Source organism: Bacilli bacterium, assembly GCA_036381315.1.
In the GTDB taxonomy this organism is placed as follows: domain Bacteria; phylum Bacillota; class Bacilli; order Paenibacillales; family KCTC-25726; genus DASVDB01.
This window is the reverse complement of sequence record DASVDB010000029.1, coordinates 1-13,576: the sequence shown is the minus strand read 5'-3', so window position 1 is coordinate 13,576 and position 13,576 is coordinate 1. Positions and strand designations below refer to the sequence as shown.

16 protein-coding genes are annotated in these 13,576 nt (G+C 51.9%); 10 read left to right on the top strand and 6 right to left on the bottom strand.

The window, feature by feature from the left end:
- Nucleotides 1-53: 53 nt before the first annotated feature.
- Complete coding sequence (locus VF260_02300) at nt 54-653, bottom strand: hypothetical protein (GenBank protein HEX7056016.1); 600 nt, start codon at nt 651-653, stop codon at nt 54-56.
- Nucleotides 654-798: 145 nt separating this feature from the next.
- Nucleotides 799-1,680, bottom strand: coding sequence for a stalk domain-containing protein (locus tag VF260_02295; protein ID HEX7056015.1), 882 nt, complete (start codon nt 1,678-1,680; stop codon nt 799-801).
- A gap of 131 nt (nt 1,681-1,811) precedes the next feature.
- Between VF260_02295 and VF260_02290 the strand changes: the two genes are divergently transcribed.
- The 4 genes from VF260_02290 (at nt 1,812) to VF260_02275 (ending at nt 5,006) form a co-directional block, all read left to right on the top strand.
- Nucleotides 1,812-2,438: a DUF1054 domain-containing protein gene (locus VF260_02290; GenBank protein HEX7056014.1), complete on the top strand. Its 627-nt coding sequence runs from the start codon at nt 1,812-1,814 to the stop codon at nt 2,436-2,438.
- A gap of 126 nt (nt 2,439-2,564) precedes the next feature.
- Nucleotides 2,565-3,299: an ABC transporter ATP-binding protein gene (locus VF260_02285; protein HEX7056013.1), complete on the top strand. Its 735-nt coding sequence runs from the start codon at nt 2,565-2,567 to the stop codon at nt 3,297-3,299.
- Nucleotides 3,296-4,315 (top strand): ABC transporter permease, encoded by a 1,020-nt coding sequence (locus tag VF260_02280; GenBank protein ID HEX7056012.1) that lies wholly within the window; start codon nt 3,296-3,298, stop codon nt 4,313-4,315. Before VF260_02285 ends, VF260_02280 begins: the two co-directional genes overlap by 4 nt.
- Before the next feature lie 25 nt (nt 4,316-4,340).
- A complete protein-coding gene (locus VF260_02275; GenBank protein ID HEX7056011.1) occupies nt 4,341-5,006 on the top strand; it encodes a TetR/AcrR family transcriptional regulator in 666 nt (221 codons plus the stop codon).
- 55 nt (nt 5,007-5,061) lie between these two features.
- Here the strand turns inward: VF260_02275 and VF260_02270 are convergent, their stop codons facing one another.
- Nucleotides 5,062-6,324, bottom strand: a complete 1,263-nt coding sequence (locus VF260_02270) for an MFS transporter (GenBank protein ID HEX7056010.1) — start codon at nt 6,322-6,324, stop codon at nt 5,062-5,064.
- 147 nt (nt 6,325-6,471) lie between these two features.
- Between VF260_02270 and VF260_02265 the strand changes: the two genes are divergently transcribed.
- Both VF260_02265 and VF260_02260 read left to right on the top strand, forming a co-directional pair.
- Nucleotides 6,472-7,941 (top strand): aminotransferase class I/II-fold pyridoxal phosphate-dependent enzyme, encoded by a 1,470-nt coding sequence (locus tag VF260_02265; protein HEX7056009.1) that lies wholly within the window; start codon nt 6,472-6,474, stop codon nt 7,939-7,941.
- Between the two features lie 109 nt (nt 7,942-8,050).
- Nucleotides 8,051-8,470, top strand: coding sequence for a DUF1885 family protein (locus tag VF260_02260; GenBank protein ID HEX7056008.1), 420 nt, complete (start codon nt 8,051-8,053; stop codon nt 8,468-8,470).
- Nucleotides 8,471-8,570: 100 nt separating this feature from the next.
- On the opposite strand, the gene VF260_02255 is transcribed toward VF260_02260, so the two are convergent.
- Both VF260_02255 and VF260_02250 read right to left on the bottom strand, forming a co-directional pair.
- The gene (locus tag VF260_02255) at nt 8,571-8,921 is read right to left on the bottom strand and encodes a DUF1292 domain-containing protein (protein ID HEX7056007.1); all 351 of its coding nucleotides are present in this window, start codon (nt 8,919-8,921) and stop codon (nt 8,571-8,573) included.
- Nucleotides 8,922-9,021: 100 nt separating this feature from the next.
- Entirely contained in the window at nt 9,022-9,636 is a 615-nt protein-coding gene (locus VF260_02250) for a stalk domain-containing protein (GenBank protein ID HEX7056006.1), read from the bottom strand.
- Nucleotides 9,637-9,814: 178 nt separating this feature from the next.
- Here VF260_02250 and VF260_02245 point away from each other — a divergent pair, with 178 nt between their 5' ends.
- The 3 genes from VF260_02245 to VF260_02235 are packed head-to-tail and all read left to right on the top strand — an operon-like array spanning nt 9,815 to nt 11,774.
- Nucleotides 9,815-10,210 carry a hypothetical protein gene (locus VF260_02245; protein HEX7056005.1) on the top strand — a complete coding sequence of 132 codons (396 nt, stop codon included), beginning with the start codon at nt 9,815-9,817 and terminating at the stop codon, nt 10,208-10,210.
- Nucleotides 10,207-11,445 (top strand): DNA polymerase IV, encoded by a 1,239-nt coding sequence (locus VF260_02240; protein ID HEX7056004.1) that lies wholly within the window; start codon nt 10,207-10,209, stop codon nt 11,443-11,445. Before VF260_02245 ends, VF260_02240 begins: the two co-directional genes overlap by 4 nt.
- On the top strand, nt 11,442-11,774 hold the full coding sequence (locus tag VF260_02235; GenBank protein ID HEX7056003.1) for a YolD-like family protein: 333 nt from the start codon (nt 11,442-11,444) through the stop codon (nt 11,772-11,774). Before VF260_02240 ends, VF260_02235 begins: the two co-directional genes overlap by 4 nt.
- A 10-nt stretch (nt 11,775-11,784) precedes the next feature.
- Here the strand turns inward: VF260_02235 and VF260_02230 are convergent, their stop codons facing one another.
- Entirely contained in the window at nt 11,785-12,366 is a 582-nt protein-coding gene (locus VF260_02230) for a phospholipase D-like domain-containing protein (protein ID HEX7056002.1), read from the bottom strand.
- 231 nt (nt 12,367-12,597) lie between these two features.
- Here VF260_02230 and VF260_02225 point away from each other — a divergent pair, with 231 nt between their 5' ends.
- Entirely contained in the window at nt 12,598-12,990 is a 393-nt protein-coding gene (locus VF260_02225; GenBank protein ID HEX7056001.1) for a YmaF family protein, read from the top strand.
- The last annotated feature ends 586 nt before the right edge of the window (nt 12,991-13,576 follow it).

Below are 13,576 nucleotides of genomic sequence, written 5' to 3'. Positions count from 1 at the left end.
CTTGTGAAACCTCAACATGTAAAAACCCTGGAATGATCCAGGGCAGAAAAGGATCAAATCTCCAGCGACAACATCTCGCGACGCAGTTTCTCCAGCCTTTCTTTGCAGGCCGCGGCTTCTTCCCGACGATTTTCGCCTAATAATTCCGACAATGTCGCAAGCTCGTAATCCAACTCCATGCGCAAGACGGGAATCCGTTCGGCGGCGCGGTTGGAAAGAAACGCTTTTTTCATTTCCTCCAGTGTCACAACGGGTTCCTTTTGAAAGATCACCTTTTGCTCCACCCCCGAAATTTCCACTAAGCGGATCAATTCCCCGAACATGATATTTTCCACGACAATCTGGTGGTCCCGAAACCGTTTCACAACGGCATGGCCGCGCGTTTCGCCAATCATCCGCTCCATCCACTCCGCCAATTTTTCATCCCGGAATGAATAGGTCCCGGCCAATTTGTAATGTTGATTCGCCAGGCGGTGGAATTTCAATTTCACAAGCTTGCGCCCGCTGCGAATCGAAATGATAAATTGTTCTCCGCTTTCGCTCCAGTACAGCGAGTAACCTTCCTGTATCAGCGCCTTGATGAGGTCATGGATATGCCGACGGCCAAAACACAGCTCCACGTTGCAGTATTCCACTTCGTAACTACGGTTCACGGCAATCCCTCCCGGTTAATGTGGCATCTTTTACAGAATGTTCAGACAATTTGTTTTCTTACTGTTATCTTATACTGAATCTTATGATTTCGCAACTTGGATAAATGAATAAAAACCGGAATAAGCGGGGCAATCGGGCGCCTGGCTAACGGTACATTTGCTCCGCATTGCTCGGAGTTTGCAGTAATGTTGTGCTGTATTTTTTAAAGTACCATTTTTCCGCAACCGTGCCGTCGGGCAAATAATTTTTCGTGAGGCCGAGTTGCGCATCATACTCGGTCAAATATCCATTCGTAAAAGCGAGCAGTCTATACTCATCCTCGTCGGAAATTTTGTCGATCAAAAAGATTTGGATGAACTGGGGCGCTAAACCGAAGGAATTGATCGCCTCCCCAAGCCCGAGCAGGGCGGTGATTTTGCCTTGGTCGCTTTCCCCGACTGCAAGCGGGACCGGTGCGCTTGTGACGGTCGGTTTTTCCAGCCATAAACCGTTCACTTCTTCTTTCCGGACATAAAGCTCGCCCGTGTATTTTTCTTTGGCCAGGCGCAGCCCATTCAGGTCCAGTCCCATTTTTTTCAGATCGGACAACCTGTAATACTCCGCATTTTTCGTATAATCCAAAAAGCCAAACACCGGATAGTCCCGCCCCGAATAGGAAAAGAGGTAGCCGACGGGATATCCTTCCGCCATGTCAAGCGCGAATTGTTCCGTTTCCAAACCGGTCGTGTGATCCTGCAGCGGATCGTGGGAAATGTGGCTGTTCACATAAATGGTTTTCGATTTTTGCGCGAAATTGACGTCGATATCCAGCATTGCGCCGAAATCGGCAAGCGGGATATAGCTTTTATTTTGATAAATAAGCGGCGGACTGCTTAATTCGACTTTTTTCCCGTTTACGTTGACGGTGTAATCGCTCCGCACATAAGCCTCCACTTTCTGAATGAGGCCCGATGCCGAAGCGCCGGCGGCAAAAGAAATGGCGCTTGCCGACAGGATGATAACCGACCATTTGGCAGCCTTGTTCATCAGCAATCTCCTTTTTGTTTGACCGCGACCGCGGTTTCGTGCAAAACTGTATATAATACAATTCATCGTCGGGCGGGGAAAATCCTGCCTTTTGCCAAATTTGCCCGACGCATTTTACGCGAGGTGCTGCCATGGCTGTTCAAGGTTTTCATGAAAACGACTTTGCCGTATTTTCCATACCGGGGCTTTCGGAGCGGATGGCGGCGATTGTCGCGCGGGTTCGCCCGAAACTGACGGAAATCGGACAAGAAATGGAGCCTTTCCTTACGGCGCTCACCGGAGAACCGATGTACTTTCACGTGGCCAAACACATGCGCAGAACTGTAAATCCTCCCGACGACACGTGGGTTGCCTGGTCGAACAACAAGCGCGGGTACAAGGCGTATCCGCACTTTGAAATGGGGTTGTTTTCCACCCACCTCTATATCCAATTCGCCATCGTTTACGAAAGCCCGCACAAAGCGATAATGGCCGCGGCGATGGAGAAAAATCCGGCGGCGGTGTTGGCATCCGTGCCTAAAGACTTCCTTTGGTCGCTTGACAGCACAATGCCGATGCGGCAAGCGCACAAGCTTTTGCGCGAACGGGATATCCGCGAAATGGCGGCCAAGCTGCGCTTGGGCAAGCGATTTGATCTTGTGTGCGGCGCCAATGTCTTAAAGGGCAGCGAAGAAGCGCTTGACGGCGACAAACTGCGAAACAAAATCGAAACGGTTTGCGAAACGCTTTTGCCGTTGTATCGCCTGGCGTTTTCATAGCAAGCGCCGATGTGTATGTGAGTGATTACTCACTTTACAACCGGCAAGTTTTGGGTTAAACTGCAAATGGAAGTGAGTGAGTGATTACTCACACTACATTAGGCAGTGAGAAAGAGAGGGATGTTCATGTCTCAACCATCCGAAGCTTGCGTGCGCGTCGAACATGTCGGCAAATCGTTCGGCAAAAAAACGGTGCTGACCGATATCAGCCTTACGATCCACCGTGCGGAAATTTTCGGGTTCCTCGGCCCTTCCGGCGCCGGCAAAACAACGCTGGTCAAATTAATCGCCGGCATAGACCGGGCATCATCCGGCGATGTGTATGTGTTGAACGAAAAACTTCCGAAACTGTCGATGCTGCAAAAAATCGGCTATATGGCTCAGTCCGACGCGCTATACGCGGAATTGACCGCGTGGGAAAACTTAACTTTCTTCGCTTCCCTGTTCGGGATGAAAAAAGCGGACCGAAACAAACGGATCGCCGAAGTCATGGAGCTCGTCAATTTATCCGGCGATTTGAAAAAGCTTGTGGCCAAATTTTCGGGCGGCATGAAACGGCGGCTGTCCCTGGCGATCGCCCTGCTGCACGAACCGGAAATTTTGATTCTCGACGAACCTACCGTCGGCATCGATCCTGTGCTCAGACAGTCGATCTGGAACGAACTGCGCAGATTGAGCGAAAACGGCACCTCCGTGATCGTCACCACCCACGTCATGGACGAAGCGGAAAAATGCGACCGTCTGGGGATGATCCGCGACGGCAAACTGATTGCCGTCGGGACGCCCGATGCGCTCCGTAAGGAAACCCATGCCGCTTCAATCGAGCAAGCATTCCTGATCTATGGAGGTGTTCAGGCATGAAAATACGGGCGCTTGCCATCCGCATTATTCGTCAATTTGTCCATGATAAACGTTCGCTGGCCCTGATGTTTGTCGCTCCCATCGTCATTATGACGTTGCTCTCGCTTATTTTTAACGGCGCGGAATACAAGCCCAAGATCGCCGTCGTAAATGCGCCCGCTCCGCTGATCAAGCAACTTGAAGATTACGGCGCCACCGTGCATCAATATGACGTCGAGAAAGCGGAAAAAGAGCTGGAAGCGAATCATCTCGACGCCATATTAAGCCTGGAAGGCCGCACTCCGCACGTAAAACTGGAAGGCAGCGACCCGACGGTTAACAAATCGGTTTTGCTGATGTTCCAAAAGCTGGTGCAAAAAACCGCCGCGCAGCCATTTTCCGCGGACATCACTTATTTGCACGGCTCCGAGGATATGGCCGCATTCGATAACTTCGGACCGGTGCTGGTCGGCTATTTCGCCTTTTTCTTCGTCTTTCTGCTGGCAGGGGTGGCTTTCTTGCGCGAGCGCACCGGCGGCACGTTGGAGCGTCTGATGGCAACTCCGTTAAAGCGTTGGGAAATCGTTGCCGGATACGTGATCGGGTTCGGCGTGTTTGCGATTTTGCAGTCGCTGCTCATCACCTGGTTTACCATCAAAGTATTGGGCATGTTGATGGTCGGCTCATTTTGGTATGTGCTTTTGATCATCCTGTTAACGGCGCTTTCGGCGCTTACGCTCGGCACGTTTTTGTCCGCGTTTGCCAATAACGAATTCCAGATGATCCAATTCATTCCGCTTGTCATTGTGCCGCAGGCGTTTTTCTCCGGGCTGTTCAATATGGACACAATGGCGCAATGGCTGCGCTGGATCGGCAATATTTTGCCCTTCACCTATTCGGCGCAAGCGCTGCGCGATGTGATGATCCGGGGCAAAGGGTGGGACGCGATCGCGCCCGATTTGTACATTTTGCTTGGCTTTTCGCTCGTGTTCGCGGTTGCGAATGTGCTGGCATTGAAGAAATACCGCCCGCTTTAACAATGTTTCGGAGGTGATCGGGAAAATGTCTGGTCCGCTCGACGATTGGGCGGATGAAATGCTCAATCTGCTAGGCGATAAAGAAAAAATGACGGACAAACAAATCAATATCATTAAAGCCGCCGTGGAAACTTTTTCGGAAAAAGGCTACGCCGCCGCTTCCACAAGTGAGATCGCCCGGAAAGCAGGGGTAGCGGAAGGCACGATTTTCCGCCACTATAAAACAAAAAAGGATTTGCTGCTGTCGATTATGGCTCCCGTTATGGGAAAATTAATTGCGCCGTTTGCCCTGCGCGATTTTAACAAAGTGCTGGAGCGGGATTACCCGCAATTTTCGGATTTTTTGCGCGCCGTTATCGAAAACCGCGCGGAATTCGCAAAGAAACATTTGCCCTTGTTAAAAGTATTTTTGCAGGAAATCCCGTTTCATCCGGAATTGCGGGAACATTATAAAAAGCTGTTCGCCAAGCCGGTAATGGAACGTTTCCTGCAAGTTGTGAAACGGTATCAGGAGGCGGGGCAAATTATCGACTTGCCGCCGATGGCGGTGGTTCGCTTGACGGCGACGACGATCATTGGCTACGTGATTGCCCGTAACATCATCGCGCCGGAAATGGAATGGGACGACGAGGCGGAGACGGAGCGGATCGTGCAGTTTGTCATGCACGGACTGACGCCGCCTGTTCATTGAAAAGTTGCGGGGCCGAATCCCCCGGCCAAGTGGGCGTTTGCGCAAGGCCGGGGGTTTATTGCGCTTGCCGCGGCCTGGACAGCACCAGCAAGTGTACCGCAAACAGCGCCGCCATCACCGCCGCGCCGGTGATAAACGGCGCATGATAGCCGAACAAGTCCCACAGTTTGCCGGAGATGATCGTGCCGCAAATCATGCCGCCGCCTTCGATCGTCAAAATGACGCCCCATACCGACCCGCGCCCCTTGGCCGGAACGGCATGGGCGATCAGCGCTTTCCACGCCGGAATGACCATGGCGTATCCCGCTCCCAAAAGCACCGCGACAATCAGCACCTGGGGCACCGCTTTTACAAAAGAAAACACAAACAAAGCCGCGGCGGTTAACGAAAAACCGAGATGCAAAAACCATTTGCTTCCCCGCTTGTCAACCCATCTGCCGACAGGAAACAGCATGATTACGGCCACCGCTCCCCCGGAAAACAACAAAAAGCTGTATTGCTGCGGCGTTAAATGCAGAATGTTCCGCGCATAGATCGTAACCACCGGGATCAATAGCCCCAAGGTTAAGTTGTTGGCAAACATGGCGGGATAAAACCACGGATTGAACGAAAGCGAACGCCGGATTTCTCCGGCTGCGCGCCAAAAACCGCCGATGCGGCTGCGCAGAGCGGCTTGCAGCGACAAGGGCGACGGGAAACCGGGCGCCAATGGGTGTCGCCTTTTTTTGCCGGCGGGAAGGCGCCAGGCTCCCGGCAAAAACAGCACCGCCAGCGTCGCGGCCGCCATCAGCGCAAACAGCAAACGGAAGGAAGCCGCAAACGTTTTTCCGGCAACCAGATTGATCACGATGGGACCAAGGCCCGCCCCGGAAAACCACGCCGCATAAATAAAGCTCATGACCGTGCCGCGCGCGCGTTCGCCGGCGGTTTCCGTCGCGAGCGAAATGACACACGGCCATAATGGCGAAGTGCCGATGCCGAGCAGCGCACAGGCAGCGGCCATCCACCACGCTCCGCCCGATTTCGCCGCCATCATGATCGCGCCGATGGCGACCAACAGTCCCATCAGCATGGCGCTGCGGTAACCGATGCGGTCCATAAGCCAGCCCGCCGGGCTGCGAAACGCGTTATCGCCAACATACTGCAAAGCAAGCGACAATCCGATCGAAAAAGCGGACAATCCCAGCACCGATTTCATGAAAACGGGCAAAATGGCAATTAACAGCGCGCCTTTCACAAACTCAACGCAAAACAAAACCGATATCAGCAACAAAATAGGCAGCGCTATCTTAACGCGAAACGCATTTTGATTGGGCATTTTCTTCATCCTGTTCACCATCGTATGCTTATAACCCGCCGGGCGATGGCTGTTTTGCCGAACAAGCCTTGCAACCCGGCGCAAATTTGTTATACTTTCCTTATTTGCATAAGTCCGCAACGCATTTTCGAGAGGATGATGTTTTTCATGGACCATACCCGCACGCCGTTGTTTTCCGCACTCAAACGCCACGCGGAGAAAAATCCGCTGCAATTTCATATTCCCGGCCACAAAAAAGGAGCGGGAATGGAGCCGGAATTTCGGGAATTTATCGGGGACCGCGCGCTTTCCATCGATTTGATCAACATTGCGCCGTTGGACGATCTGCACCGCCCTTCAGGCGTTATCAAAGAAGCGCAGGAGCTCGCGGCAGACGCCTTTGGTGCAGATTATACATTTTTTTCCGTTCAAGGCACAAGCGGAGCGATCATGACGATGATTTTGTCCGTTTGTTCGCCGGGCGATAAAATCATTGTTCCCCGCAACGCCCATAAATCTGTCATGGCGGCGATTATTTTCGCCGGGGCGAAGCCGGTATTCGTCTCCCCGGCCATGGACCGCAATCTGGGGATTGCGCACGGCATCACCACCGGATCGGTCAGACGGGCGCTGGAAAAACATCCCGACGCCAAAGCGGTGCTGGTGATCAATCCTACTTATTTCGGGATTTGCGCGAATCTGAAAGAGATTGTGGAAACTGCGCACAGCTATAACGTCCCGGTTTTGGTGGACGAGGCTCACGGGGCCCACATCCATTTCCACGAGGCGCTGCCGCTATCCGCCATGCAAGCCGGCGCCGATATGGCCGCCACCAGCGTGCATAAACTGGGCGGCTCCTTGACGCAAAGCTCAATTCTGAACGTGAAAAAAGGCCGGATAAACGCTGAACATGTTCAATCCATTATCAGCATGCTGACAACAACATCCACGTCCTATATTTTGCTTGCTTCGTTGGATTGCGCACGCAAAAATTTGGCGCTAAACGGCCGGAAAATGGCCGAGCGGGCGATTCAATTGGCCGAATATGCCCGTAGCGAAATCAATAAAATGGCGGGTTTGTATTGCTTCGGCAAAGATATTCTCGGCGGCGAAGCCACCTTTGATTACGATCCGACCAAGTTGACCGTGCACGTGCGCAAGCTGGGGTTGACAGGCTATGAAGTGGAAAATCTGCTTCGGGAAAAATATGCGATTGAAGTCGAACTAAGCGATATGTACAACATCCTGTGCCTGATCACTCCGGGCGACGATGAACAAAAAATCGCTACGCTCATCGCGGCGCTGCGGCAATTGTCGGAAACATACGCGAATCGGGGAAACGCGGCGGAAGTGGTCGTCAAAGTGCCGGAAATCCCCCATTTGTCGTTGTCGCCGCGGGACGCTTTTTACGCCGATACGGAGACGATTCCGTTCGCCGCGTCCGAGGGCCGAATCATTGCGGAATTTATTTACGTTTACCCGCCCGGCATTCCGATTCTGTTGCCGGGGGAAGTGATCTCCCGCGACAATATCGAATATATCCGCGAGCATGCGAAAGTGGGGCTCCCCGTGCAGGGACCGGAAGATAAAACGCTGCAACATGTCAAAGTAATTGTGGAAAGCGCGGCCATTTTTTAACATGCATAAACTTTTCCCAAGCCTTTTTCGATTGTAAAACAGATGGCGTCGTGTTATCATGGTGGGTGGATATTTCATACAACTTTCCATACGAGGGCGGGTGTAGGAGTTGAGTCAAAGTGCAACCATCCATTTTGTTGAAGGCTCCGCCGTTCCATCCGTTTCGCTGGACGAATTGAAACAACAACTAATGCATTACCAAGAGCAACTCGCCTTGACGGGAAATCAGTTGAACTGGGATTACGGCGAATTTGCATTTCCTTACACCATCGAAACGAAACCGGAAGCGGAAGGCAAGTGGTTTTACTTAAAGGGGAAGAACGACCGGTATAAAAACATTATATTTGGCGTCGGCACCAAACATGATGGCGAGACGGAAACGAATTTTGTGCAAGTCGTGCTTCCCGACAATAGCACCCATGGGGACAAAGCAAAAGGCAACGAACTATGCAAATATTTGGCCAAAACCTGGCTTGCGGAATTGCATTTGTTTAACGGCAGAATCATGTACTACAATCCGCGGAAATAACTCATGCATACATGGAAAAAAGCTTCGGGGAATTTGCTCCGAAGCTTTTTGCTACGCGCAAACGGCTATTCTGCCGACCGGTCGGCTAAATCGCCCGCAACTACTCGCTTTGCGATATTTCCTCGTACACCTTGACGACTCTCTCCCATTCATCGTCATCGTCAATATTGACAAGCGCGGCTTCTTCGCCGTCATCTTCCACGCGAAAAATCATGCCGTCCGCTTCCATATCATATTTATCCAGCAAAACAGCATACATCCGCTCATCCAGTTCAAACGTGTAAACCAGAATCATTTCCCGTTCATTGCCGTCTTCATCCGTCAACACAAAAACCGGTTCTTCATCATGATCGTGATCGCAATCGCAGTCATGATCGTGATGATGATGGCTATGCTGATGATTGTGCTGATGATTGTGTCCGGAGCCGTCGTCGTGCCGATGTTCGCCCATGAAAAAACCTCGTTTCCCTTAAAAATTTTCCATGCCATACCATCCTAACATGCCGATGCACAAGGGTCAAACCGGGCGTATCGGCCAAGCGCGGCGTGCTTCAATCTTTGGCTACGGACTTGATGATCCGCTGCGATACCAGGGTATAATCGCTGTTGCTATCCTTCATGTAGAGTTTCACCACATACGGGCCCGAATATTTGAATTCAACCGGCATCTTTTTGCTGCCCCACCAGAAATGGTCGTCGGATTGCTCGTTTACTTCCTTGACGTCGCTGAATATTTCACCGCCGTACGGATCTTCCACCGTTACCTTGAGCGCCGACAAGTTTGTCTTGACGCTGTCTATCCAGGTCAGAATATACATGGTCAGCTTCTGTCCGCGCGTTACGTCCCCCAGAAATTGCACCGAATCCTTGGCCATATACATGACCGACATTTGCACATTCGGCTTGTACACGTTGATCGACTGCGTGGCTTCGTCATATTCCACAAGAGCCTGCAGCGCATCCGCAATATCGCGCACCGGCACCATCGATTTCGTCAATCCGTTCTTATCGGCAACTAGCAAGCCGTTGGAGGATGCCTCCCGGTCGTTCACAAAAATCTTGACCGTTTTCCCTTTAAATGTATCGAAACCATCATCGGCAAACACCGAAATACCGCCGATTACCGTAATTACAACGATAAGGACCAAAAGGCGCTTAAGCTTCATGACGCAATAACCTCCATAGCAGTCTTATTCTGTGCGTTTGAATATGTACCCGATAGGTTATACTCCATTTCGGGAAAAGAGTTGCGTTCATGAAAAAAATGCTTTTGTTTGACTTTACGAACACCTGTTTGGTATAATAAATGCGAACTTACGTTCGTAATATCATGCGGCGATTGGGATGATTGCGATGTGTCCCGTACCGTTTGAGACGGAAGAAGAACTGCAAAAATTGAAACAATACCTCCTTCTGCAATTCAGCATGGACGTGATCGAATACGAAATCAAAGTGCTGCAAAAAGCGCCCCTGAAGATGCCCCCGGTGCATATTCAGGTTTGGCGCAGCGCGCAGGATAAAATGCATAAAGATCTGACCAAGGCGCGGCGCTTCTTGCGGCAACGCGGCTTGAAAGTGTACGAACAGCGGCGGACGGAACTGGGCGTGGAAATCGAATATTTGTGCCGGGGATATCGGCGCAGCATGTCCTTCGTCCGCAGATACGTCAAGGCGGAAGTGCAGAACCTGCTATGCGCTTATCTTTGCGTAACTTTGGATGGTGACGGTGGACAACAATGAACAAGCAAGAGCGAGTCATCATGCTGTTTGACGCGCAATCTTTTTATGCCTCCGTGGAAAAAGCGGCCCACCCGCAATATCGCGACAAACCCGTCGTTGTCGCCGGAGACCCGGCGCGGCGAACGGGCATTGTGCTCGCCGCCTGCCCGCTCGCCAAAAAATACGGCGTCACCACGGCGGAACGGCTGGGCGAAGCGCTCAAGAAATGCCCGGAACTTGTCGTCATCCGGCCCAGCATGTCGGAATACATTAAAGTCTCCCTGCAAATCACGGAAATTTTGCGAAGTTACACCGATCTTGTAGAGCCCTACAGCATCGATGAACAATTTGCCGATATGACGGCCAGCCTGAAGCTGTTTGGCAGCGCGGAAGCGATCGCCGCAAGCGTTCAGGCCAAAATCAAAAACGACACCGGCATCTACGTAAGGGCCGGAATCAGTTCCAACAAGGTGCTGAGCAAAATGGCGTGCGACAACTTCGCGAAAAAAAATGCGACCGGCATTTTCACCCTGCCGCCAAACGACATCGCCACCTTGCTTTGGCCGCTGCCGATTCAAGACATGTTTATGATCGGCAGCAGAATGGCCCGCCATCTGCTGCGCATGCATATTCGCACCATCGGCGATTTGGCGCAAAAACCGCTGCAGACGCTGACCAACCGCTGGGGCGTGAACGGAGAAGTCATCTGGCGCATCGCAAACGGCATGGACTCGTCGCCGGTTTCCGTCCATACCTACGACGCGCAAAAAGGCATCGGCCAGCAAATGACGCTCCCGCGGGATTACGCCACGCTGGAAGAAATCGAGACCGTCATTCTGGAACTTTCCGAACTGGTCTGCCAACGTTCCCGAGCCAAAGGCTACGCCGGGTGGGTCGTCAATGTCGGCTGCCAGGGAGCTGATTTCGACCGTCCCTTCGGGTTTTACCGTCAGCGCAAAATCGCCGACCCCACGAATATTACGGATGAAGTGTATCCCGTGGCCTGCGAAATTTTCCGCCTCCATTGGAACGGTCTGCCCATCCGCAAAATTGCCGTCGCCCTGACGGAACTCGTCGAGGATCGCGAATATCAATTGCTTCTTTTTACGGACAGGGAAAAAAAGCGGCGGCTGGAGCGGGCAACCGACGCCATCAAAGAAAGATTCGGGAATTCCGCCATCATGCGCGCCATATCCTTAACGGCGGCAGGCCAGGCAAGAGACAGAGCGCAAAAAATTGGAGGGCACTATAAATGAGCAAAAAGCTGCAGAAAAACGGCTTGTTCGAGTCTTCCCGCATGATCCTGCCGGAACATCGGGAAGCCTACATCAGCCAGCAGTTGCACATAAACAAAGAAATTCGCCCGGAGTTGGACCCGGACGAAATCGCGACGTTTTCGCGCCTGATCGCGGAGTCGCTGGAAACCGGGCTGACAATCAGATTGACACTGTTTGCGGAATACGGAAAGAAGACCATCACGGGAAAAGCGAGCAAAATCGACCGTGTCGCAGAAAAGCTGAAAATAATCGGGGACGATGGCCCATGTTGGGTTTGGCTGCGCGATATCATCGCTGTAAATGATTAGGTTCGCCGTTTTAAAAGCGATAGTCGCTGAAATGTTGTTTGTCAACCCACATTTTTTCAAATTGAAGTTTAAACGAACGGGCAACCTCGGGATCGGACAAAAACATTAAAATCTCGTCGTTTTTATTGGCCGCCGCTTTTGTATAGTTGAACGAACCGGTTGAAACGATGTTTTCATCGGATATCGCCATTTTCAGATGCATCAAACCATCATGCGTATTGATTTTGACGGGAATTCCGGCACGCAGGAAGAGCTTCAGCGCTTGCGCTTGCGTTTTGGTTTCCGCCTGGCCTTTATCCGTAATGACCCGAACGGCGACGCCGCGTTTTTTGGCGTCTTTGATGGCCTTTACAATTCCCGGATTGGTCAAAGCGAAAATGGCGACGTCAAGCGTCTTTTCCGTTGCATTTATCATGCCGATCAATTTTTTCTCGGGGCGGACGCCGTTGTTGGTGAAGGCCCATTCAATACTGCCCGGACGAATTTCCAGGGATTCGGGACTTATGTTCCGACTCTCTCCGGATGCATAAACTGCGCTGCCGATAACAAATGCCAGCAAAATGACGGGGATAACGATTTTTTTACGCTTCATGGAATCCACCCGCTTTTCGAGTAATGTTCCAACAAGCAAACCGAAACCAATTTTAGAATGTGATAATACGCCTTCCCTTCATACTTTTTTATATGTACGATGTTCGGCAATTGTCAGAATATTTCCTCTTGTATTCGCTTACAATAATTATTTTTTTTTGGATATCCGCACATACATATCGAGGCGCGCCGGAATAGGATGAAACAATACGGCATATAAGGAGATTGATCTATGGACATTCCTGTTACCGGTTTTATGATGCATTCCGGCGACGAAGGAGAGGGCGAACATTCGCACCGACTGTACATCACTTCATGGGGCGGAAATCCTGTACATGCGCATGAATTTGCCGGAATTACTTCGTTCGACGCCGGGCACAGCCACGAATACGCCGGCATGACGGATGCCGCGCCATCCGGGGTGCCGCATACGCACAGCTACTACACGGTCACGTCGCTGAACGACGGGCATACGCATGTGATCAGGGGCGTAACAGGCCCGGCTGTTCCGGTCGTGGGCGGCGGCCATATCCATTATTTCCACGGCGTCACGACGATTAACGGAATGACCCCCCATGCGCACGCATACAGCGGACAAACCGGCAATGAAATATTGCCCGGCTGACGTATCGCGCAAAAAGCCGCATGCTCGTAATGGGCTGCGGCTTTTTGCACCTGCTGCGGCATTTTTCACTGCCAAGAAGCCCGGCAAGTTTGCCGGCTTGCAACTTCGTAATAGTGGGTTTTCCGATCTAACGGACGTGACAGAGGCTATTTCGGGTTTTACGCCCGGTTTTCAATTTTAACGGTCGTATGTGCGCTTATTTTAGCACTCTGTGCAGTATTCAGGTAAAAATAAGGTGAATAGCCGCTGTGGCGTCCGTTAAAATTTTTGCCCAGCCTTTTTTCGGCAAATAGCCTCTGCTACGTCCGTTAGCGCTGGGCGGGTGGGTTGCGCAGGAAGGCGATAGCGGTGTGCAGTGGGTGCCGTGCAAGGAGGCTCAGCCTTAGTGCTGGTGTAGTGGGCGTTGTGCAGGGAGGCTCAACCTTAGCGGTGTGCAGTGGGTGCCGTGCAGGGAGGCGGTCCCCCCGTATTAGCGCTGCCCAGGGAGGTTTAACGTTGCGCAGTGACGTTGCAGGCGCTGGAAGCTGGCCGCCTAAAGGCGGATGGTTAGACCCGGCGCATGGAACCTCATTTCCACCTGCATCAA

Bases quoted from the DNA above. Each gene is read 5' to 3' on its own strand.
- VF260_02295 (HEX7056015.1), bottom strand. From the start codon at position 1,680: ATGAACAAGGCTGCCAAATGGTCGGTTATCATCCTGTCGGCAAGCGCC.
- VF260_02290 (HEX7056014.1), top strand. From the start codon at position 1,812: ATGGCTGTTCAAGGTTTTCATGAAAACGACTTTGCCGTATTTTCCATA.
- VF260_02285 (HEX7056013.1), top strand. From the start codon at position 2,565: ATGTCTCAACCATCCGAAGCTTGCGTGCGCGTCGAACATGTCGGCAAA.
- VF260_02280 (HEX7056012.1), top strand. From the start codon at position 3,296: ATGAAAATACGGGCGCTTGCCATCCGCATTATTCGTCAATTTGTCCAT.
- VF260_02275 (HEX7056011.1), top strand. From the start codon at position 4,341: ATGTCTGGTCCGCTCGACGATTGGGCGGATGAAATGCTCAATCTGCTA.
- VF260_02270 (HEX7056010.1), bottom strand. From the start codon at position 6,324: ATGCCCAATCAAAATGCGTTTCGCGTTAAGATAGCGCTGCCTATTTTG.
- VF260_02265 (HEX7056009.1), top strand. From the start codon at position 6,472: ATGGACCATACCCGCACGCCGTTGTTTTCCGCACTCAAACGCCACGCG.
- VF260_02255 (HEX7056007.1), bottom strand. From the start codon at position 8,921: ATGGGCGAACATCGGCACGACGACGGCTCCGGACACAATCATCAGCAC.
- VF260_02250 (HEX7056006.1), bottom strand. From the start codon at position 9,636: ATGAAGCTTAAGCGCCTTTTGGTCCTTATCGTTGTAATTACGGTAATC.
- VF260_02245 (HEX7056005.1), top strand. From the start codon at position 9,815: ATGATTGCGATGTGTCCCGTACCGTTTGAGACGGAAGAAGAACTGCAA.
- VF260_02240 (HEX7056004.1), top strand. From the start codon at position 10,207: ATGAACAAGCAAGAGCGAGTCATCATGCTGTTTGACGCGCAATCTTTT.
- VF260_02235 (HEX7056003.1), top strand. From the start codon at position 11,442: ATGAGCAAAAAGCTGCAGAAAAACGGCTTGTTCGAGTCTTCCCGCATG.
- VF260_02230 (HEX7056002.1), bottom strand. From the start codon at position 12,366: ATGAAGCGTAAAAAAATCGTTATCCCCGTCATTTTGCTGGCATTTGTT.
- VF260_02225 (HEX7056001.1), top strand. From the start codon at position 12,598: ATGGACATTCCTGTTACCGGTTTTATGATGCATTCCGGCGACGAAGGA.